Source organism: Streptomyces sp. NPDC012637, assembly GCF_042954805.1.
GTDB lineage: Bacteria > Actinomycetota > Actinomycetes > Streptomycetales > Streptomycetaceae > Streptomyces.
In genome coordinates, this window is the sequence record NZ_JBIBDS010000016.1 from 1 (window position 1) to 21,121 (window position 21,121).

Genomic DNA, 21,121 nt, shown 5'->3' on the forward strand with positions numbered 1-21,121 from the left:
GTCGATCGACGCTTCGGCTTCGGTTCTGGTCTGACCCGGAGGCATGGTCTCGACCCCGGTGCGTACGGCGCTCACGTGCTCCGCGAGTCGGGTGGTGTGGCGCCATGCCGCTTCCTGCGCCTCGAAGTGTCTGACGCGGTATGGCTCGGCGTACTTGACGCGTGCTTCATCCATGGCGGCTTCCCAGCGGATGCGCTTCTGGCGGGCTGCTTCGATCTCGTCGAGACGTCTGCGTTCGGCGGCTTCGCCGCGAAGCGTGACCTCCTGCACGATCTCGGCGAGCTGGTCTTCGAGGGAGCGTGCGGGGGTGCCGGCCCATTCGCTCGCCCTGTGCGGCTGGCCGCCGCTGAGGACGAAGCGGAGCCCTTCGGACGCGGTGTAGTCGAAGCGGGGGATCCTGATCCAGGAGTTCTTCTTGGCCTGGGCGAGTTTCTTTTCGGTGGCGACGTGCTCCGTCCGGTCCTGCTCCTGGAGGACAAGGAGCCCCACTAGCCTGGCCCTGTGACGTGATGGTGAAGTGAGGATCTGCCCTGCGGCGGCGATGGGAAGGGGGCGCGGAGCCAGTCTGTCCTGCCGAACTGGAATGTCCTTCGTTCTCGGCAGTGATGATCAGCGCCTGGATAAGCCTGAGGGCGCGTCCTTGGACGGACTTGGTGAGGCCCAGCGGCTGGGGTTCGTTCCGCATGGCCCGGACCACGTGTGCGGCCGCGCGAGCCGGGAGGGCACGGGGACGGGGCGAGGGCGGCGAGGCGCCGGGCGGGGATGTCGACGAGTTGGATTTCGACCCGCCATAGCACCAGCCTCCGTACAGCTCTTTCGCCTTCGGGCCCCTTCCGGATCTGCGTGCTGCGGCGACGCGGGACGGCCACTTCTTCAAGTCCAAATCGCTGCCGCTCTTGACGATCCGGCCGCCGGCCTCCGCGAGCTCTTTGAACAACTGATCCGTGAACGTCACGGGAGGCTGTGGGGGAGGGCTTGGCTTTCGCTCGGCTACCGGAGTCTCCAGGGCTCGGGTGGGCGGCGGTTGCGGAGTGGCGATCTGGGTCTTCCGCGGGCGGTACCCGCGTGGAGGGTAGGTGTCGTGCGTCAGGTAATGCCGGCCAGCAGCCGTCAGGGCGCGACGCTCCACTGGCCGCCCTTCCGGGAGACCGTGACCAGGCCCCGGTTCTGCAGTGCCTGGCACGTGGTCTTGTAGGAGCTGGTATCCCACACCCTGACAGGGCACCCGGCTGCCACCCACTCAAGTACCGCAACCTGACGTTCATCGACCGGCCGTTTCAATGGTCTGCCCTCGACTTATGGCTGACATGACGGGATGGATGGTGTCAGTGATCGTGGTGTAGGGCAGGTGCTGCGGGAGTCCGTGGGCGAGGCTTTCGTCAGGTTCACGGTGGCGGGCTCGGTCATGCGGCACCTTTCGGGGGAAGGTCCGGGGGCCGGGACGGTCGACGACCATTCAGGTGGGACGCGAGGCGCCGCAGAGAATCGGTTGTCGGCCTGATGCGAGGATGGAGCCGTGGGCCGGGCGGCAGTTAGTGTGAGGGCCGTTGGGGGAGTCCGAGCCGGAGCGGCGGAAGCGGAACCTGATGCGATTGATGGACGACCACGGGCTGTGAGCTGCCGCGTCCACAGGACCAGCTCAGATGCCGGATCTACGCCAACACCGGCTACTTCAAGGAGGATCCTTGCCGCTCAGGACGAGGGGGAAGGAAGCTGCTGCCCTTGCCGCTGAAGGAGACGTACAGCTCCTCCCGGGCGCGTGTACAAGCGACGAACACCAGACACCGCTCAGTCAACATGTCCGTCTCGTGTTGCAGCTGGTCCACCTCGGCCGGTGTGACCGCCGGTGGAAAGGGAAAGGCGCCCGCTGACACGCCGAGAACTGCCACGTTCCGGAACTCCAGTCCCTTCATCGCGTGCAGCGTCGCGAGACGTACTCCGGCATCCTTCGCATCGGGGCCGTCCTTGACGAACACCGTTGGTACGCCGGCACCCTCCAGTCGATTCCTGACCTTGTCGAGCGTCTGGTGAAACCGGGCCGCCACAGCCATCTCCGCTGGTGGCACCCCGCTCTTCACCCAACCGTCGATCTTCTTCACCAGGGCAGTCAATTCAGTGTGTTCACTGCCAAAATCCTCGAGGGTCGGCCTGCGGCCGTGCAGGAGGGAGTGGTAGCCGGCAAGTGAGTCAGTGCCTTCGCCCGACAGTGACTCGACGGGCTTATTCTCCATCAGATGGGCGGCCCAGCGGAGGATCTCCTCCGTGCTGCGGTAGTTGATACGCAAGCGACTCGATCGTCCCGTCACCGAAATGCCGAGTGCAGCGAGCGAGACGCGTGAGTCGTAGATGCGCTGATGTGGATCGCCGGTGATGAACAGGTCGTCCGGGCCCGGAGCGACGGCACCCCGCAGAACGCGCCACTGGGCCGGGTGCAGGTCTTGGGCCTCGTCGACCACGACGTGCGCGTACGGGGCGTCTCCCGCATCTGGGCCGCTCAGAAGTCGGGCCGCATCCGTGCACAGCTGCAGATACGTACACTTCCCATCCTTGCGCAGCCCCTGCTCGAACATCTGCATCGCCCGCCATAGCTGGACGCGCTTGACCGGCCCGAGCGCCGACCCCCTGCCACGCCGCAGGGCACGCAGGTACTCGTCCTCCGAGGTGAGGGACTGAGCGAGGACGACATGCCGGTATTCCTGGGAGAGAAACTGCTCGCTCCAGGAGAGACGGAGCTGCTCCCGGATCTTGCGCCAGCGAAACCTCTCATCCGCGTCATCACTCAGTCTGGGCACGGACCCGCGCCGGCGGCGGACGACGTCCCGGGCCAGTGCGTCGACCGTGGTCACATCGACGCGTCGCAGTAGTTCTTTGTCCTCCAGCAGGAGCGTCAGGCTCTCCCGGAGAGTGCTGGCCAACGCCGTGGTGTAGGTCGTGAGCAGGATTCTTCGGCTCTCGGGCGACCTCTGGAGCAGATGCTTGACGCGATGCAGGGCGACCACGGTCTTTCCCGTGCCGGGACCGCCGCTGACCTGGGCGGAGCCGCCGAAGGTCGCCCTATAGGCGACACGTCGTTGGGCGGGGTGGAGGAAGACGCGCCACGCGGCGAAGGGCTTGGTGAGGATGTCCTCCAGCTCCTCTGCCCCGGTGACGACGGTAATGCGGCTGTGGGTGTTGGCGATGGCCGTGGACAGGTCGTCGGGGTCGTAGGGGCCAGGGTCCGTCGGGCGCCTCAGGACGACGACCTCGCGCCAGACGGTGTCCGCGTCAAATCCTTCCGCAAGGTACTGCAGGACCTCGAACTGGTCCTCGGGGAAGAGCGAGGCGAACGCTTCCAGCTGCGGTTTGTCGAGGATCGTCCGTGCCGCACGCAGGGTGCGCTCGTCAATCCCGAGTCGGGTCAGGGACGAGTCGGAGAAGGAGTCGAAGAGCCGTGCGGATGCCTCCGCCGCCGTCTTCTCCAGCACAGGTGTGAGCTGATCGATCACGACGACATTGCGGACTTCGAGCCCCCGCGTGGCGGTATTGACGGTGTAGAGGCGCTTGGCCGCCCAGTCGTAGGCCTTGTCGTGCGGGACCACGTTGACGAGGAGGAAGGTGTCGCCGCCGTCATCCGGAGCGAGAACCACGCCTCGCCAGAAGTCCGTGATCCTGATCGTCCGCATCCGGCGGTCGGCCGCGTTCTCCACGGACTCGAGGTGGAGGCCCTTGTCGGCGTGGAGTTCCGCGACCGTCAGCTGCTGGAACTTCTTCATCGCCTTCCGTACGCCTGCGCGGACGGGTTTCTCCAGCTGCTCGAACTTGTCCCAGAAGGTATTGGCGAACGCCAGCTGCGGCAACGGACCGTCCCTCCCCATGCGGTACGACGCGGCCCACCCTACTCGTGAGGCGCGGGATCGTGCGGCTCGCTCTGCTCGGTGAGGCCGTGGCCCATGAGGATCTGGCGCAGTCGGGTGGACGCTGCCGATCCGGGCAGCCTTCCGTCCGCGATCGCGCGAATGATCCGGGCGCCCTGCGGTCCTGCACGGTGGTCGAGCGCTGCACGCCCGAGCCCTGCAACCATCCGCTGGGCGGCCAAGGCCAGTCCCCACGCGGAATGCTCGTCTTCGTTCTCGGTGGCGGACTGTTGGGCGGTCGGCCGGAGAACGTGGTGTGGGCGGGTGGGGCGAGGTGCAGTCGCCGCAGCTGAGTGTGCCTGCTGTTCCTCAACGAGCAGCTCCTTCACCCGGTTGCGGGCCTTGGTCTCGATCTGCCGGATGCGTTCTCTTGTGACTCCGTAGTCCGATCCAATGGCTTCGAGGGTCTGGACTTGCTGGTCGATCAGGCCGGAACGCCGCCGCAGGATGTCCGCCGACTTGGCGTCGAGCCTTGCCAGGAGACGCTGCTCGACATCGTCGCGCGACCACTGGAAGCGCAGCTGCTCCTCGGGGCCTTCCGAGGGCAGTTCAGGGGAGAGGAGATCCGCCAGATTCGCGCCCTCGAACAGTTCACGGTCGAGCGAGTCGGTCACCCTGCTGATGCGTCGGATCTCCTCGACTCGCGTCACCGTGAGCCCTGTGGCCAAGGCGACAGCTGCCGGCGACGCCGACTGCCCGCATGCGCGAAGCCGAGCTTCTGCGGCGGCTGCTTTGTGCATCTCCTCATGGAGATGTACGGGGATGCGAATCGCACTGCCGTAATCGGCGACGGCGCGGCTCATCGCCTGACGGATCCAATGGTAGGCGTAGGTGGAAAACTTGAATCCCCGGTCCAGATCGAACTTGCATACGGCGTGCATCAGTCCCAGCACGCCGTAGTGCACCAGATCCTCGTCCTCCACACCCTGACCCGTGTGCTTCTTCCGCACCTCGTGGACGAGGCCCATGTTGTGTTCCACCATGGCGTCGTACGCTCGCCTGCGGACGTCCTCCCGGGGAAGAGCGGCGAGATCCCGTTCGGTCAGTGGTGTCCGCGCCGCGTGACCGCATTGCCCGCGCATCAGCAGGGCGAGGCCCACTTCCTCTTGGGCGCTGAGGAGGCGTTTGGCCGGGCGACGGAGGAAACGACGCTGCTCCAGCAGGGCAGTTGCAGCAGCGATTTCCGCCGAGTACTTCCCCTTCACGGCTGAGGAGGCCGGTGCGGGCAAGGGCGAGGATGCCTCCTGCGCAAGTTCCGCCCGACGCCCTTCGGGAGGATTCGTCTGGTCTTGCGCAGGCTGCGTACGAACGGTGGGAGGTTCCGGCTGCTGGGCTGTCATAGCCGTCGCCAGGAGCTGAGTCTCCCCGATGTCGAGCCCGCACAGGCGGCCGACGCCGTGCGCCAAGCGGTCTGCTGCAAGCCCCGTGCCCATGTATCGCCGGGCCAGTTCGAGCGCGGTCGTCACCCTCGGACTGAGGCGAACGGCACGCTGTTCGGAGGTACCCGGTGGTGGGGTTGCGGCCGGAGGTAAGGGAGTTGGGTGCAAGGCGGTGCTGGTAACCCGACAGGGCGGGGCGGCTGTTTCGCTGGTGACCTTGAGGCCGAGTGACTTCAACTGCTGTGCCAAGCGATCGAGCTCTTCGCCGCTCAGACCAAGTCCTGAGGTCGCGGCAAGGAAGTCATCACGCTTCACCACCCCCTCCGTCGACAACTCGCGCAGCCGCCGTACGAGCGTCCCCAACGCTGCCCTCAGCCCCTGTTCCCTGTCTTCACGGGACCCTGGTGTGATGCCTGCCATGGGACGACTGTGGCATGTGACTCGGACAATCGTCGGCTGATGGTTGCGAATGCGCGCTACGATCACGGGACTTGGGGGTGTGGGTCCGGTGTCCTCGCACGGGCACGGGCCGATGGGGAGGGCACGAGTTGGAGCCGCGTGACGAGCTGACCGCCTACCTGCGCCGACAGCTGATGGGGCCCGCGGAGGGGGAGCACGAGGTTCTGCTGTTTCCTCCCGACCGGCAGTATCTGGTCGGCACCCTCTACCCCCAGGACGCCGACCTGCACCGTCAGCTTCATCAGTCCGGGGATGTCGCGGACGAAAGCCACGACACCGACCGAGCCCGCGAGGACAGCAGCCCGGCGGACGATCCGCTGCCGGCCGCCAACGCCTGGCTTCCCTCCTCGCTCGGCATCAGTTTCTACACCGACGTGAGCGAACTGCGGATCGTGTGCTCAGCCGCCCGCTACGTGACCGAACAGGGCGAGCGAACCCGCCAGTGGCGGCGTGAACCGCTACAGGAAGCGACGAGGACCGTGCGGCCCGACGATGTGCGGCCGATCCCCATTTTTGGCGGGAGAGCGGAAATCCGCCCGGTCTGGCGCCCGTTCAGGGAAGGCCACCTCGTCACGATCGGCATCGTGAACGCGGCCCGCTCCGATGAGGGGCGCGACACCCCTGCCTGGGACCGGATGCTGTTCCAGGTCGGCCTGCACATCGCGGTTCCGGGCGGGCACATCCGCCAGTACCCGAGTTCCACTCTGACCAGCCGGGACGAGGAGGAGCAGGAGCTGCGCCTGCAGTACCGCCACGTTCGCACTCATGCCATCGGCCATGGCTGCGCGGTCCGGGAGCTGGCTGTCGGCGACGAAGTGGTGGGGGTGAAAGCTGACGTACTACCGGAAGTCGACGTGCCGGCGGTCCGGGCGGCCGGCCCCTCCGGCCTGCCCGTCCTCGCCCTGGCGCACCTCTCCGACGATCAGGTTCCCCTCGCTGCACTGCGGGAAGAACTGAGGGAGTTTGCCGCCGGATACCGCACGTGGTGCGAACAGCAGCAGGCCGCCCAAGTCCCTCCGTGGGGACGGAAGGCAGCCGATCGGATCCTGAAGCGCATTCACGCCGCCGTGATCCGTATCGAATCCGGAATCGAGACGCTCTGCGACCCCGACCGCCCCGAGATCCTCACCGCCTTCCGCATGGCCAACCGAGCGATGGCGCTTCAAATGCGGCACGGCAAGCGTGATCAGGCCGGCGAACGCCGGGAACGCCGGGCGCCGATGTTCGTCGAGCCGGAGCCGGACCCCGAGTACTGTTGGCGCCCGTTCCAGCTCGCCTTCTTCCTGCTGGCCTTGGACGGCGCCGTGGACGAGCGCCATCCCGACCGGGACACCGTCGACCTGATCTGGTTCCCGACCGGCGGTGGCAAGACAGAGGCCTACCTGCTCCTCGCCGCGTTCGTCATGGTGCTGCGTCGCTTCCGGGCGGAAGGGGACGGCGGCGGCACGGCTGTCCTCAGTCGGTACACGCTGAGCCTTCTCACGACTCAGCAGTTCCAGCGCGCCGCCACCATGGTCTGCGCCCTCGAACGGCTACGCCGCCCTGACCAGGAACGACTTGGCGGAGAACCGTTCTCCATCGGCTTGTGGGTCGGCGACACCACAGTCGCCAACAGCTATGCCGACGCGCACAAGCGGTTCCAGGACCTGCGTGACGCCGCCCATCCCGAGGAGGCGTTCATCCTCGACCGCTGCCCCTGGTGCGGGACGCGTATTTTGCCGCGGGCCAGGTCCGCCGACATCGGGGACTACGGCATCCGGGCCACCGAAGCTTCCTTCGCGTTCTACTGCCCGCGCGACGAGTGCGAATTCCACGACGTCCTTCCCGTCGCCGTCGTCGACGACCACCTCTACGAGCGTCCGCCGACGTTCGTCCTCGGCACGGTCGACAAGTTCGCCCGTCTCGCCTGGGAGCCCAGGGCGGGCGCTCTGTTCGGTGCAGGTACGGAGAACCGCCCGCCCAGCCTGGTCATCCAGGACGAACTGCACCTGCTCACCGGCCCGCTGGGCTCGTTGACCGGACTGTACGAGTCGGCCGTGCTCTCTTTGTGCTCGTCCGGAGGACGAGGACCCAAGGTGGTGGCGTCCACAGCGACGATCCGCCGCTCGGGAGAACAGGTGCGCAGCCTGTACGGCAGGGACGTCCAGCTCTTTCCCTCTGCCGGGCTCGACGCACGCCATTCCTACTTCGCCGAACCGGACACGAGCCGGCCGGGCCGCCGATACCTGGGTGTCATGGCTCAGGGACACACGGCGGGCCGTGCCGCAGTCGCCACCGGGGCGGCCATGCTGCAGGGGGCGTACGAACTCCCGGAGGAGCACCGCGACGCGTACTGGACCCTGGTCGCCTACCACCACAGTCTGCGGGAGCTGGGCCGCACCGTCACCGCGGCAGGCGATGACATCCCCGCGCAGCTCACAGGACTCGCGGCGGGGAAGGGCGCCCGAGAGCTCACCGACCGACAGGTGCAGGAGCTGACGAGCAACCTGCCGCGCGCCGAACAGCCGGTCCTGCTGGACCGGTTGGAGAAGACGTGGGACCAGTCCGACGCCATCTCGTTCCTGGCCTGCACCAACATGCTGTCGGTCGGGGTCGACGTGAAGCGGCTGGCGCTCATGCTCATGCTCGGCCAGCCCAAGACGACCGCGGAGTACATCCAGGCCAGCAGCCGCGTAGGCCGTGACAAGGTGCCCGGTCTCGTCGTCACGTTCTTCAACGCCACCCGTCCCCGGGACCGCTCTCACTATGAGACCTTCGGCGTTTATCACCGTTCGCTGTACCGGCATGTCGAGCCGACCAGTGTCACTCCGTGGTCCGTTCCGGCCCGCCGCCGGGCGCTGCATGCCGCCCTGGTCGTGCTCATCCGGCACCGCCTCGGCCTGGCCGCGGAGAACCAGGCGGGCGAACTCCTCGACCACCTGCCCCGCGCCGTCGCGCTGGCGGAGGAACTCGTCGCGTGGGTGAAGGAGAGCGACCCGCGTGCCGAGGACGCTGTACGGGACGACCTGGACGAGCTGCTCGCCGCATGGCAGGAGCACGCCCAGCAGGCCCGTGACGCGGGAGCTCCGCTCTACTACCGCAGCCAGGGGAAGGGCCACCTGAACCTGCTGAAGAACTTCGAGCAGTACGGCGGGCTCTGGGAGACCCCGCATTCGCTGCGCACGGTGGACCGCGAGTGCCAGATCACGGTGAAGGGAGCCGACCGGTGACCCGCAAACTGCGTGTCCGCCAGGCCCAGACGGTTCTGCCCTTCGGGGTCGGCGCCGTTCTCGACATCCAGGGAGAGTCGTTCGTCGCCACAGGCATCGGGGACTGGCCGCACAAGCGTCAGCCCGTCGACTCGCCCCGGCTGGCCGCACGGCTGCGGGTGAGCGGCCTCTTCGCGGCTCCGGCGACCCTCAACGACCGCTATGACAACCCCGACGCGCCCGGAGCCCCCTACATCCGCTTCCCCACCTGGCTGTTCTGCGGCACATGCCGCAGGATGCGACGCTGGCGCATCGCGGACGAGACCCCGGGGACACATCCGCGGTGCCCTCAGTGTGCGCCCAGGCGGCCGCTCGTCCCCATGCGGTTCGTGCAGATCTGCAAAGCCGGACATCTCTCCGACGTCGACTGGTGGTTCTGGGCGCACTCCCCGCTGGCTCCCGAAGAACGTCAGGCCTGCTCGTCCAGGGAACACCTGAGCTTCCGCGTCTCCGGGCGAGCCGCAGGCCTCGAAGCCCTCTCGATCGTGTGCACGGCGCCGAAGTGCCCTGGTGCCTCCAGGGACCTTCTCTCGGTCCTCGGCACACATGGTCTGCGCTGCTCAGGCCGCAATCCCTGGCAACGAGCGTCCGAGAGCGCGGACTGCCGAGAAGCCGTGCAGGTCGTCCAGCGCACTGCGGGCAACCTCTACTACCCGGTGGTGCACTCCGCGCTCGACATCCCTGAAGCAGACGGAACGGCGGCTGTGGAGAGCGAGGCAGCGGACAAGGTACGCGCCAGTGCTCTCTGGCTCGCCCTGTGCACCGCCCCGGACGGTCCCAACGCGCCGGCCCTGCGCGACATGATCAAGCAGGAGACCCAGGCCGAGGACGCCCTGATCGACACCCTCCTGGCCGAGGAGACCGGCGCCGCCGTCGCCCCCGGGGCCGCACTCGACCGCCCGGTGTACCCCGACCTCTCCAGTGAGGAGTGGGCTGCGCTCACCGCGCCCACTCCGGAGGCCACCCGCGACTTCGTGGTCCGACGCACCGACCTCGGGTTGGCAGGGGAGACCGAAGCCCCCTGGTCCACGCTGCGCGATCGGGTCGGCGAGGTGGTCCTCGTCGACCGGCTGCGGGAGGTCCGAGCCCTCCAGGGCTTCACCCGGGTCGCCCCCGACGCGACCTTCGTCCCGGCCGACACCTCGCGCCGCCTGCGGTGGCTGCCAGCTGTGGAGGTGTACGGCGAAGGCGTCTTCCTCACGCTCGACGCGCGGCGCCTCGCGGACTGGGAGCGTGAAGACGCTGTTGTGAAGCGGGTCCGTGACATGCGGGGCGACCTGGAGCGCAGCTTCCAGCGGGACCGTCTTGAAGCGCACACCGGAACGGTCATGGCCCCCCGCTTCGTCCTGCTCCACACCCTCGCCCACCTCCTCATCCGCCAGATGTCCTTCGAGTCCGGCTATACGACGGCCAGCCTGCGTGAGCGGGTCTACGCCCGTGCCGACCGGGACCAGGCCGGCCTGCTCGTCTACACGGCGGCGGGCGATGCCGCCGGTACGCTCGGCGGCCTGGTCCAGCAGGGCGAAGCGCCGCACCTCGCCGAGACGCTGCTGCACATGATCGAGACGGCGGCCTGGTGCTCGGCCGACCCTCTCTGCGCCGAACACTCCGGTCAGGGCTTCGGGAACCTCAACCGGGGCGCGTGCCACGCCTGCGTCCTGTTGCCCGAGACCAGCTGCGAAACGGGCAACACCCTCCTGGACCGCGTGCTCGTCGTCGGCGGAGGGGGCGTACCGGGCTACTTCGAGGACGTGATCAGTGCGGCCCGAACGACCGCCGCGGGGATGGGGGAATGAACGGGTGACGCTGGACTTCCTGTCCCTCGCACCGGACCAGCGAAACCTGCTGTCCGGACTCCCGTTCGATGGGTTTCACCTGGTCACCGGCCCTCCGGGGTCCGGCAAGAGCGTCCTCGCAGTGCAGCGTGCGGTCATGCTCGCGCTGACCGGTGAGCGGGTCACCTTGCTGACCCGCTCCAATCTCCTTCGCCAGTCGCTCGAACCGCTGGCGGCGGCCCTGGGCCCGAGCGAGGGCCTGGAGGTGTCGACGGTTCACCGCTGGCTGCACGCCTGGCACCGCGCTCGGACGGGCAGCGCCGCTCCCCAGACCGACGACGGTTGGTTCGACTGGGCGGCCGTCATCCAACAGGCAGCGCTGACCCGCATGACGACACAGCCATACCTCGTGATCGACGAGGGCCAGGACATGCCGACGGACTTCTACCGGTTGTGCCGCCTGATCGGTGCACAGACGACCGTCTTCGCCGACGAGTGTCAGCGCATCACGGACACCCAGTCCACACTGGCCGAGATCGGCACCATCCTCACCGGCTCGAACCGCCATGACCTGACGGACATGCACCGCACCACCCGCCAGGTGGCCGCGCTGGCCGCCCGCTTCCACGTGAGTGGCTCCCCGCCCGCCCTGCCGGACCGGCAGGGACCCCCGCCCTCGCTGCACCGCTATGGCAGCGCCCAGCAGGTGGCCGCGCACATCGCCGAGTACGCCGGCACCCACCCAGCACACCGCGTCGGTGTGGTCCTGCGCCACACCCGCCACCAGATGGATCTGGTCGGCCGTCTGGAGCGCCTTCTCCCACCCGCGCGCCTCCAGGCATACGTGGGCGAGTCGACCGGCCGCTACCGCACCCTCGACCTCGACCGTCCGGGGGTGACGGTCCTGAACCGGGCGAGCGCCAAGGGTCTCGGGTTTGATGCGGTCTTCGTGCCCGACACCCACCTGGACGCCGGCGAGGACCCCACCGCGGCCGGCCTGCGGATGCGGTATTACGTCCTGATCACTCGCGCCGCCTCCCACCTGTTCCTGGGGTACGCGGGAGAGACGGAGCCTCCGATGCTTGCGACGGTTCCGGGTGCCGAGCTGGTCCGCTCGTAGCTCGCCTCACCGACGCGGGAGGGCGTAGTCCCCGACGACGTCCTTGTAGGGCTTGAGCAGCGGCTGCAGCTCGCGCTTGACGAGCGCCGCGTCGGCCTCGGGCAGCTTCAGGGAGGCCCTGCGCATCCGGACGTTCCAGTTGCGGGGCTCGGGAAACACCTGAAGGTGGTCGACCAGGTCCCTCAGCGCCACGCCCTCCCTGAAGGGAGTCAGGCCGTGGATGCGGAGACGGCAGCCTTCCGTGAACCGGCGCTCGTGGAACGTCACCGGCCGGTCCAGTGTGCTCACTTCGCTGGTGAGCGTGGCCAGGCCGATGACCCGGCCGAGGTCCCGGGTCTGGTTGCCGAAGCAGCCGCGGGTTGTGTAGAGCAGCACCTCGTCACCCTTGTTCACGGTGAGCGACTCGCGGGTGCGGCCCGCGGGGAAGGCCATGCGCTGGCTCTCCAGGACCCAGGCGAGGGGCTCGTGGTCGCTGATGATCAGCAGGTGGGTGGCGGGGGCGTTCTGTGTGGTCATGGCGTGCGCGTCCTTTCGGTGGGTCGACGGGGGTGAGGTGCGGAAACGAGGCAGGTCACACGGTCCGCGGCGGCCTGCGCAGGGACTTCAGCTCCTCGCCGGTGCGCGTGACGCGCCAGAAGGACCAGCCGTTCACGCTCGGATTGCGGTCGGGGTTGATGGCGTGGATCACGGCCATGGCCGCCGCACTGGGGGAGGAGTGGGTCTTTCCGGCACCGGGTCCGGCGGTGACCGTCAGCGCTCGGGTGGCCGGATCGAAGAGGCCGGAGACTCGCTCCCCGCGGTACACGGCGTGCACCCGGACCTCCTCCGGCTCGGTGTCGGCCTCCTCCGCCGAGCTCCAGGACTCCACCAGCCGGCTGACCACCTCCGAGGGGCTGCATCCCATGACGCGGGCCGCGAAGATGACCTTGCTATGTGTGAGCTCATCCAGCTCGATAGTCGGCATAGTGACTATTAGCGCTATGTCTTCCTCTGTTGTCAACCCTTGAGGGCGCGTCCTGCGGAAGATCCCTAGGATTCGGTCAGGAGCATGCGGATGACGGGGGTGGGGATGTGACCGAGGTGGTCGAGGAATACGGGGACGACCTGGACCGGGGGCTGCGGAACGTCGAGTTGGCCGTACGAGCCGTGCAGCGGGCGTTCGACGAGATCGGGCGCTGCAACGACCTGCTCGACCGGGTGCAGGAGACCGGCGGGGAAGTCGCTCGCGAACTGGACACCCTGCTGCGGCGGCGTGACCGAGCCGCCATCTCCGCCGTGCTCGACCGACTTGACGTACTCGCCGCCGAGGTTGCCCGGTCAGAGGCCGACCGGGCAGTGGTGAGCCGCATCCTCGACGGCGAGGCTGACGAGATCGACTGCCTCGACGACTGGTCCGTTCCGTCCCTGTCCGAACACGACCTGCCACGCGTCCCCACAGTCCACGACGTGGAGGACCCCCGGGACGTGACGCTGGAGGACCTGTGGGAGCGGGACCGCGCGCTCACCGTCGAACGGCAGCGCGTCGGACAGGAGCGGATCCGGATCACTTCGGAACACCTGCGCACAGTGGTGGACCGGGCGGTGGACTCCTTCGGGACACCGGATGTTACGGCCGCGCTCCTCTCGGAGATGCGGCGCGCCTACACGCTGTGGGCCTCCTGCGTGCGGTGAGCGCCGGAGAGGAGGGTTCCGGCGCTCGGGCGCCTCACTGCGCCCCGTCCAGGATGCGCCAGACCCTCCGGTAGGCCGGACCCTTCGGGCCCAGCGCCGACCGCCAGCCCGCCGCGGGCAGCGCGCTCAGCCGGGCGCGGGCCTCGGCTGGAGCGACGCGGCTCTGCTCGCCCGTGACCGCCACGGCCATGGGCGCCGCCGCCGACCGAGGCACCCCCGCGAGGCGCATGGCGATCGCGTCCTCCGTGCGCACGCCGTAGAAGGCATACGACGGGGTGTTCCGCAGCTCGCGCTGTGTGTCCGCGTGCAGTGTGGCGAACTCCCGCCCCAAGGTGAGGGACTGGAGGGCGGACAGCCCCCAGGAGACCGTGGGCGCCATGTCGCTGAAGAGTCGCTGGCAGCACCTGGTGATCGCCTTCAGGCCGTCGGACTCACCGGTCTTCCGGAAATGGGCGGCGGCCAGCTGTGGCACGGACGCACCGTTCACCCAGTCCTGCATGACCCGGGCGATGAAGTCGCCGGAACGGCCCTCGTGTTCATCCGTGATCTCGACCAGATGATTCCTGAGTTCGGGAATCTCCAGCATCACACCGACGAGCTTCGCGAGTGGCCGACGATCCCCCTGGAAGAGCGGCAGCTCCCACACATCGGGGTCGATCCGCGCCTCGCTCAGCCGGCCGAGCGTGGCCGCGACGCTCTCCCAGGAGAAACCCGTAGTGTCGACAAGCCCCAGGGCCTTCCCTGACAGCCGCTCCGCATAGGCCCGCACGCTGCGGGTCAGCTCCGCCGCCCAGCCGCGGTTCCTGCGCCGAAGATCTTGAAAGCCCAGGGTGCCGCGGAGGATCTGCTCGGCTTCCTCGGCGAACTCCTCGCCGTCCCCGATCTGCCGGTAGGTGTGCGCGAGATACTGGACGAAGGCGGACCACTGGGGGAGATGCGCCAGTGTGTGCAGGTCGAGGTGGCCGTACGTGCTCAGGGCGGACGACACCATGTCGATGAGGGTGGAGTTCAGGTCCGCCACCTTGCGGTCGACGAAGTCCCGCAACTTCCCGGCCTTCACCTCGTCCGTGGCGGCGAGCGCGATCAGGCCCACCTCGCCTTGATCAACCCGCCCCGCGCGCCCCGCCAGATTCCAGAAGTCCGGTGCCGGGATGTCGACCCCGTAAGGGAACTGGTGGGAGGCGAGGACGACGTTCGCCACTGGGAAGTTGACGCCCTGGGCGATGGTCGTGGTGGAGACCAGGTGGGTCAGGTCCCCTGCCTCCACCAGATACTCGGTGAGGGTGCGGATGTCGTCGGGCAGCCCCCGATGGTGGATACCGATACCTTTGGCGAGCAGTCCCGTCAGCGGGAAGTCCGCACCGAACTCCTCCCCGACGACATCCTGAACCGCTTGGAGGTCCTCGCCCACGTCCGGCAGGTTCTCACGCCCGCCGGCGATGGTCTTGGCGATCGACCAGGCATGGTCCGGTCGCTGCGCGAGCGTGATGGTCTGCCCCCGCTCGGCCAGGACCGTCGCCGTGGCCGCCGCGAGCTTGCCCGGGCTGTTCGCCTGAGACCAGGAGAGTCCGAGCGGGCGGATCCCGTCCAGGGGCAGCATGTCGGCGACGCTGAGCGTCCTCCGGCTGGTGACGAGGGTTTCCAGGGCCACGCGGAAGCCGCCCGCCCCGGGAGCGTGCTCGCGCCTGGCCAGAGCCAGGATGCGGTCGTTGGGCGTCCAGTCCACCGAAAGGCCGACCGACTGCCGACTCTCGCTGTCCAGCCACTGGGCGATGACGTCCCCGTTGTCGATGAAGGGCGTCAGGAGCAGGAAACCCGCGTCCTGGGTCTCCCGGTTGACGGTCGCGAGCAGCAGTTCCAGCTTGATGCCCCGCTCGTCCACGCCCAAATGGTGGGCCTCGTCGGCCACGACCAGGCACAACGGCCGCCCGATCTTCTCCTGCCACCCCGACCGCAGCAGCAGGTCCAGCTTCTCGGGAGTGGCCACCAGCACCCGGAAGCGCTGTTCGCTCCGATCCGTGAGCATGTCCGCCTCCAGACCGTCCAGCTCCAGGGCGGGGCTGACCCGCTCCACCCCGATCCCCAGCCCGTCGAAGTCTCGGCGCAGCCGCCGGGTCACCTGGTTCACGAGCGCCCGGTTCGGCGCCACGTAGGCGACCCAGCCCTGCTGCCTGTCGTACGCGTTCAGGGCCTGGAGGATCCGGAACTGGGCGATCAGCGTCTTGCCGGCACTCGTCGGCAGGCTCACCACCACGCTCCGGTGCGCCGTTCTGATCAGGCCCTGCTCGGCGAGTGCCACGCGCTGTGGCGGCAGCACCTCGAAGATCGGGCGCGGACGGCCCCGGTCGACGAGGGACGCCACGAAGGCGTTCACCTCGGGACTGACGGCCCGGGCCACAGTCCACAGACTGTTGTCGATGATCTGGTCGGCCGTGGCGGTCAGCAGCCGTACGAGCACCTCCAGATCGGGATCGGCGGACGCGGTGGCCGCTTCCAGGGCGCTGTCGGTGTGCGACTGGACGCGCTCGCGGACGCCGTAGTGGCGGCTCTGGCGGCGCTGGCGCATCAGACTGCCGGTCGCCAGGTACTCGGCGAGCAGCCCCGCCGTCTTCGCCAGGTGATAGTGAGCGACCAGTGCCCACGTGGCGGGCCAGGCGTCGTCGCCCGCAGCGGAGAGGTACGACTCCTCGAACACCGTCTGCTCGCTCCGCAGCCGTACGAGCAGCTCCTCCAGCGCGTCGAGGTCGTCCCACCCGCGCTTGCGCAGCAGCAACAGCCACGCGTCGGCCGTGCCGCGCCGGACGCGGGACTCCCAGTCCTCCCCGACTTCCGGCACGGAGGGCAGCTCGACGTCCGCGAGCAGCCGGGCGGCGAGCGGTGTCTCGTCGGCGATCCAGCCCAGGCAGACCGTACGCAGCAGCTCGAACCGCGCCTCCAGAGAATCCGGCTCCCGCAGCCGGGCTCGCGCCAGCGCGAACATCTGCCCGCACAGCCGCCGTGTGGAATCCGCCTTCGGATCCTCCGCGATCGCGTCCCATGCCAGCAGATCCAGGGAGTCCACCGCGAAGTCGACCGCTTCGCTCGCCTCCAGCGGGCCCTCCTCCGGGACCTCCCCGTGCACGGCCCGAAGAGCAGAGCCGACGAGAACGCGGTGCGCCCGTTGGCCGGCTTCGTCCACCAGGGCGGGATCCAGGGCGCCTTCCAGCCATCCGAGGTCAGCCAACGTCGAGCACCCCCACATGCTGGGGCCACGTCGTCATGGCCACGGGGAGGTACCACGCGGTCAGCAAGGCGTGCATCGGCTCGACGACCGTCTTCGCCAGGACAGCGGCGCGGTCGCTCAGGTCCCTCGGTTCCGGGGTGGTGTCACGTACCAGACAGCCGAAGAGCTGGATGTCCGTGCCCTTCGACTTCACATAGCGGCCGGCCGCCGTCTGGAAGGCTGCTTTGTGCTCGGGGGTGCTGCAGCGTGAGCGCAGCCACTTCATGAGAGTGAAATGGTCGTCCCGTCCGGACAGCCGCTTGAGCTGGTCGATCATGCCGTCTGAGCCTGTCATGACGCTGGGTGGGCTCGCCTGTTGGGACGAGGACTTGACCTCGCCGAACAGCAGCCGCGCCGAGCCGTCCGCCACACACAGCCCGACCAGGTCGGCCCCCGGCAGGCTCGCCTTGCGCGTACGACGGTCACGGGCACCGTCCCACACCCACAGCGCCCCGTGCCAGTGCTCGAGGAGCACTTCGGCGAGGGCCTCACCGACCTGCCAGGGCAGCGGCTGCGGCTCACTGTCCATCAAGGTGCTGATGAACTTCGTGTCCATGTCCGTCGTAGCCAGGGAGCGCAGCTCCGCGACGAGGTCCCGGGTGGCCTCCAGGTCCCCGACCCGCTCGGCCCACGGCCCGGCACCCAGTTCGTGCATCACGGCGGCCGTTAACTCGACACCGCTCCATGACACGGACCCGTCCGCGCCGCCGTACACCTCGGTGCCCCGCGGAATGCGCGGTACCGCGCCCACGGCGCTGTTCTCCCCCACCCGTACGTCCTTCCCCCACGCGACACCCCCGTGCCGCCTCCCCGCCATCGGCCGACGGCCGGGCCGACCCGAGTGCGGGCGGTCCCCGGGCCGAGTGGTACTCCCCACCACTTCTGGGCCTGACGGTGTGACCAGAATTCTCTCCACCTCCTATGGCCGTTGTCCACGTGGCGTGTTCACCTGTGGACGGACTGTCTCGTATGCGACCTCAGAGGAGTGGGAGGCATGCCCAGACGGTCTTGCCGGAGGGCGGGTACGGGGCGGTGCCCCAGCGCGTGGCGAGCGCGTCCACGAGCAGCAGGCCGCGGCCCGACTCGGCGAGGGGCGTCGCGGTCGGAGAACCGGGCGGGAGTGCGCGTTCCCCGCGCGGGTCGGTGACCTCGATACGGAGCGTGCCCGCGTCGGCGTCGGCGTCGGTCACGGTGAGGGTGAGACGGAAGCCGCGGCCGCTGACCCGGCCGTGGGTCACCGCGTTCGCGGCGAGCTCGGCGACGACCAGCGCGGCGGCCTCGGCGGTCGCGCAGGCCGGCGGCCAGCCCCACGCGGTGAGCTGGTGGACCGTCAGCAGGCGGGCAAGCCGGGCGCCGCGAGGGGTGGCGCTGAACAGCTGGGTGAAGTGGAGGGCGGCGGACGGAACGTACGGGGTGGCTCGGTGGGTGGAGATCTGTGCATTCATGTCACTGAGCGTGGTCGGGCGGCTCTACCCTGACCAGAGGAGCCCTCGGTACGGAGGGTGGTTGTACGGGTGCGGGCCGTGTCCTGTACGGGGTGTCGGCCGTGACGTCAGGGGGTGCGCGTGTCGGAGCCGGAGCAGCCGGAGCAGCCGGAGGAGTCGTACGAGGAGGAAGAGCAGAGCACTGCTCTGAACCGGGCGATCGGGAAGCAGCTGAAGCTGCTGCGGGAGCGGGCCGGGCTCACGCAGCGGGAATTGGGCGACCGGCTCGGGTACAGCGAGGACCTGATCTCCTCCCTGGAGCGAGGGAGACGGACGCCGCAGCGGGAGTTCCTGGAGGCGGCGGACGAGCTGTTGGGGGCCGGTGGGCTGTTGAAGGCCGCGATCGAGGACGTCGAGAAGGCCAAGGCACAGGCGAAGGTGAGGCATCCGGAGTGGTTCAAGGGCTACGCCCGATTGGAGTCCAGCGCGGTTGAGATCAACTTCTACAGCACCCTTGCTCCGCCTGGGTTGTTGCAGACCGAGGACTTCATGCGGACCGTGCTGAACGGTCGACAGCCGCTGCTGTCCGAGGAGACCGTCGAACAGCGTGTGGCCTCTCGGCTGGCCCGCCAGGAGATCCTGACGAGGTGGCCAGCTCCCATGGTGACTGCCCTCATCGACGAGTCTGTGCTGCGGCGCAGGCTCGGAGGACACAAGGTATGGCAGGGGCAGTTGGAGCACCTACTGAGGCTTGCTCGGCTACGCAACATCACTCTGCAAGTGCTGCCGTTGGACAGCGAGGAGAATCCCGGGGTGGACGGACCCTTCATCCTGCTCACGCCCAAGGGAAAGCAGCAGGTCGGCTACTTGGAAGTACAAGGCGTCGGCCAGTTGATCACCCATCCTGAGGAAGTGCGTATCCTGGCCGCGCGGTACGGAAGCATTCGTGGGCAGGCGCTCACTCCGCGTGAGTCCCTAGCCCTGATGCAGGAACTGTTGGGAGAGCCATGAGTACTGACGAAACCTCGCCCGAACTCGCCTGGTTCAAGAGCAGCTACAGCGGTGCGGAGGGCGGCGAATGCTTGGAGGCCGCCCTCACACCCAGCACCGTCCACGTCCGTGACTCCAAGGCGCCCGCCCGCGCCCAACTGGCCTTCGGCGCCTTGGAGTGGACCGCGTTCGTACGGTTCGCCGTCACACGCTGACGATCAGGTCTGCGTGTTGTCCGGGTGCGGACCGATGTACCCCACGTACACGAGTCCCGTGCTTGGGACGTCGTCGTGGAAGTACAGCCGGGGCGACACCGTGTTGCCCCCGCCGATGCGCAGGTGGGCCTGCATGAACAGCTTGCCCTCCCCGGCGACCGCCTTCGGTACGGGGAACGTGCGCTGGCGGCGCCAGTCCGTGTTGTTCCCGACCGACTCCGACTCCTTCATCTTCACCTTGCCGGAGGGGAAGGCGTTCTCGCAGTCGTCGGGCAGGTTGTCGCACCAGTGGCGGAAGTCGCCTCCGGCGGTGCCGGAGGCGGACGCGGCGGCGTAGTCGTTCAGGGCGTGCAGGGCGTCCCAGGCGACGGTGACCCAGTTGCCGATGCACTGGGCGTCGAGGTCCTTGGTCTTCTTCGGGCTTCCCGTGAAGCGCAGGTACGGGAACTCGTCCATGCGGTTCATGATTTCGGAGAACGTACCGGGCTGGTCGACCGGTTCGGGAGCCGGGGTGTGGGCGAGAGCGTGGAGGCCGGCCTCTTCGAGCTGCTTCTGCAGGAAGCGGACCTGGCGCTGGGCGTCCTGGAGGTCGCCGTAGAGCTGGTCGTTTTCGACGATCTGGTCGAAGTCCCGGTCTTCCGCCTGCTTGAGTCGCCGCCGGAACTCCCGGATCTCCACCGCCCGGGACTCCTCCTGCCCCTCGGCATCCTTCAGTAGTCCGTTGGCGGCCTTGAGCTCCTTCTGGAGCTCTTGAAGGCTGGCACTGTCGGTGGCCGGGCGAGGCCGGGTGCGCTGGATGGGAAGGGTGTCCAACGGCTCGGGGAGCGGGTGGCTCAGGGCCAGCTGCTGAGGCAGGGAGGCGAGGATCGCCGCCGCGCGCTTGAGGTTCGCCTCGATGGTGGTCCGGGACATCACCGGGTGGCGCTGGGCGTCGGGCCGCCACGCCGGGTCGACGCCGGGGCGGTAGGTGCGGATGCCGCCGCCGAAGACGGGGTGGTGTTCGAGGGCGGCATTGAAGGCCGCTTGCGCTTCCGGCCGGAGGACGTACGTGACGGCCAGGCCGGTGAGGTGCCGGAAGACCGGTTCGACGACCTGTGCCGTCCATGCCTCGGCGTCGCGCCCGTAAGGGACACTCGCGACGATGATCGGGAGCCTGCGGTTCTGCTCGCAGAGCTCTTCGATGACCTCGTCCACGTCAGCCGGCTCGATGAACTTCGGCACCGTGCCGACGTCCGCGAGTCCGTCCTGGGCGGGGAGTGCGTCGAGCAGGAGCTTGGCTATGCCAGGCGTGTTGGCCCGGATGTACGGCTGGTCCGGCGCGGGCTGATGCTCGATGTCGACCTGGAGCCAGGTGCGGCGGGCGTCATGGCGGCTGCCGGAGCGGACGACGACCGTGGACTGCCACGTGCCGTCCTTCTCATTGCGGGTCTCGCGCAGTCGCCAGCGCGAGTACGAGCCGTGTCGGCCGGCTGCGGCGTCGTGGTCGAGGGTGACGCCCTCGGCTATCTCGTTGCGGCCCTCGTCGAGTGCGGACGTGTCGTACCGCTTCATGTCACCTAACCAGTGGTGCAGCTGGCGGTCGGCCTCGGCGGAGACGGTGACGAAGTCCTTCTCGGTCGAGACGACCATGCGGTAGTTACAGGGTTCCATGGGCGGCTACCTGTGCGGTGTCGTGGATGGGCGGA

The 21,121-nt window shown here is 68.5% G+C and carries 15 protein-coding genes; 6 read left to right on the forward strand and 9 right to left on the reverse strand.

The window, feature by feature from the left end; all coding sequences use genetic code 11:
- The 3 genes from ACFY8W_RS37255 to ACFY8W_RS37265 form a co-directional block, all read right to left on the reverse strand.
- On the reverse strand, positions 1-489 hold a 489-nt coding region (locus ACFY8W_RS37255; RefSeq protein ID WP_391115547.1), incomplete at its 3' end, for a hypothetical protein.
- Positions 490-1,667: 1,178 nt separating this feature from the next.
- Positions 1,668-3,836 carry a UvrD-helicase domain-containing protein gene (locus tag ACFY8W_RS37260; protein ID WP_391115549.1) on the reverse strand — a complete coding sequence of 723 codons (2,169 nt, stop codon included), beginning with the start codon at positions 3,834-3,836 and terminating at the stop codon, positions 1,668-1,670.
- A 38-nt stretch (positions 3,837-3,874) separates the two neighbouring features.
- On the reverse strand, positions 3,875-5,587 hold the full coding sequence (locus tag ACFY8W_RS37265) for a sigma-70 family RNA polymerase sigma factor (protein WP_391115551.1): 1,713 nt from the start codon (positions 5,585-5,587) through the stop codon (positions 3,875-3,877).
- Positions 5,588-5,820: 233 nt separating this feature from the next.
- Between ACFY8W_RS37265 and ACFY8W_RS37270 the strand changes: the two genes are divergently transcribed.
- The 3 genes from ACFY8W_RS37270 to ACFY8W_RS37280 are packed head-to-tail and all read left to right on the forward strand — an operon-like array spanning position 5,821 to position 11,874.
- The gene (locus ACFY8W_RS37270) at positions 5,821-8,940 is read left to right on the forward strand and encodes a helicase-related protein (protein WP_391115554.1); all 3,120 of its coding nucleotides are present in this window, start codon (positions 5,821-5,823) and stop codon (positions 8,938-8,940) included.
- Positions 8,937-10,775, forward strand: a complete 1,839-nt coding sequence (gene drmB, locus ACFY8W_RS37275) for a DrmB family protein (protein ID WP_391115557.1) — start codon at positions 8,937-8,939, stop codon at positions 10,773-10,775. Before ACFY8W_RS37270 ends, drmB begins: the two co-directional genes overlap by 4 nt.
- 4 nt (positions 10,776-10,779) lie before the next feature.
- Positions 10,780-11,874, forward strand: a complete 1,095-nt coding sequence (locus ACFY8W_RS37280; protein WP_391115559.1) for an AAA family ATPase — start codon at positions 10,780-10,782, stop codon at positions 11,872-11,874.
- Between the two features lie 6 nt (positions 11,875-11,880).
- On the opposite strand, the gene ACFY8W_RS37285 is transcribed toward ACFY8W_RS37280, so the two are convergent.
- Both ACFY8W_RS37285 and ACFY8W_RS37290 read right to left on the reverse strand, forming a co-directional pair.
- Positions 11,881-12,390, reverse strand: coding sequence for a hypothetical protein (locus ACFY8W_RS37285; protein ID WP_391115561.1), 510 nt, complete (start codon positions 12,388-12,390; stop codon positions 11,881-11,883).
- Between the two features lie 55 nt (positions 12,391-12,445).
- Positions 12,446-12,838, reverse strand: a complete 393-nt coding sequence (locus tag ACFY8W_RS37290) for a hypothetical protein (RefSeq protein ID WP_391115564.1) — start codon at positions 12,836-12,838, stop codon at positions 12,446-12,448.
- Positions 12,839-12,945: 107 nt separating this feature from the next.
- Between ACFY8W_RS37290 and ACFY8W_RS37295 the strand changes: the two genes are divergently transcribed.
- Positions 12,946-13,545 carry a hypothetical protein gene (locus tag ACFY8W_RS37295; protein WP_391115567.1) on the forward strand — a complete coding sequence of 200 codons (600 nt, stop codon included), beginning with the start codon at positions 12,946-12,948 and terminating at the stop codon, positions 13,543-13,545.
- 34 nt (positions 13,546-13,579) lie between these two features.
- Here ACFY8W_RS37295 and ACFY8W_RS37300 read toward each other — a convergent pair whose 3' ends face one another.
- The 3 genes from ACFY8W_RS37300 to ACFY8W_RS37310 all read right to left on the reverse strand — a co-directional run bounded on the left by ACFY8W_RS37300 (position 13,580) and on the right by ACFY8W_RS37310 (position 18,252).
- On the reverse strand, positions 13,580-16,768 hold the full coding sequence (locus ACFY8W_RS37300) for a DEAD/DEAH box helicase (RefSeq protein ID WP_391115569.1): 3,189 nt from the start codon (positions 16,766-16,768) through the stop codon (positions 13,580-13,582).
- Positions 16,761-17,576 (reverse strand): hypothetical protein, encoded by an 816-nt coding sequence (locus ACFY8W_RS37305; RefSeq protein WP_391115572.1) that lies wholly within the window; start codon positions 17,574-17,576, stop codon positions 16,761-16,763. The genes ACFY8W_RS37300 and ACFY8W_RS37305 overlap by 8 nt, the downstream gene beginning before the upstream one ends.
- A 208-nt stretch (positions 17,577-17,784) precedes the next feature.
- The gene (locus tag ACFY8W_RS37310) at positions 17,785-18,252 is read right to left on the reverse strand and encodes an ATP-binding protein (RefSeq protein WP_391115575.1); all 468 of its coding nucleotides are present in this window, start codon (positions 18,250-18,252) and stop codon (positions 17,785-17,787) included.
- 120 nt (positions 18,253-18,372) lie between these two features.
- Between ACFY8W_RS37310 and ACFY8W_RS37315 the strand changes: the two genes are divergently transcribed.
- Both ACFY8W_RS37315 and ACFY8W_RS37320 read left to right on the forward strand, forming a co-directional pair.
- Entirely contained in the window at positions 18,373-19,242 is an 870-nt protein-coding gene (locus ACFY8W_RS37315; RefSeq protein ID WP_391115578.1) for a Scr1 family TA system antitoxin-like transcriptional regulator, read from the forward strand.
- Positions 19,239-19,436, forward strand: coding sequence for a DUF397 domain-containing protein (locus ACFY8W_RS37320; RefSeq protein WP_391115581.1), 198 nt, complete (start codon positions 19,239-19,241; stop codon positions 19,434-19,436). Before ACFY8W_RS37315 ends, ACFY8W_RS37320 begins: the two co-directional genes overlap by 4 nt.
- 3 nt (positions 19,437-19,439) lie before the next feature.
- On the opposite strand, the gene ACFY8W_RS37325 is transcribed toward ACFY8W_RS37320, so the two are convergent.
- Complete coding sequence (locus ACFY8W_RS37325; protein WP_391115584.1) at positions 19,440-21,086, reverse strand: hypothetical protein; 1,647 nt, start codon at positions 21,084-21,086, stop codon at positions 19,440-19,442.
- Positions 21,087-21,121: the final 35 nt, after the last annotated feature.

Bases quoted from the DNA above. Each gene is read 5' to 3' on its own strand.
- ACFY8W_RS37285 (WP_391115561.1), bottom strand. From the start codon at position 12,390: ATGACCACACAGAACGCCCCCGCCACCCACCTGCTGATCATCAGCGAC.
- ACFY8W_RS37290 (WP_391115564.1), bottom strand. From the start codon at position 12,838: ATGCCGACTATCGAGCTGGATGAGCTCACACATAGCAAGGTCATCTTC.
- ACFY8W_RS37310 (WP_391115575.1), bottom strand. From the start codon at position 18,252: ATGAATGCACAGATCTCCACCCACCGAGCCACCCCGTACGTTCCGTCC.
- ACFY8W_RS37320 (WP_391115581.1), top strand. From the start codon at position 19,239: ATGAGTACTGACGAAACCTCGCCCGAACTCGCCTGGTTCAAGAGCAGC.
- ACFY8W_RS37325 (WP_391115584.1), bottom strand. From the start codon at position 21,086: ATGGAACCCTGTAACTACCGCATGGTCGTCTCGACCGAGAAGGACTTC.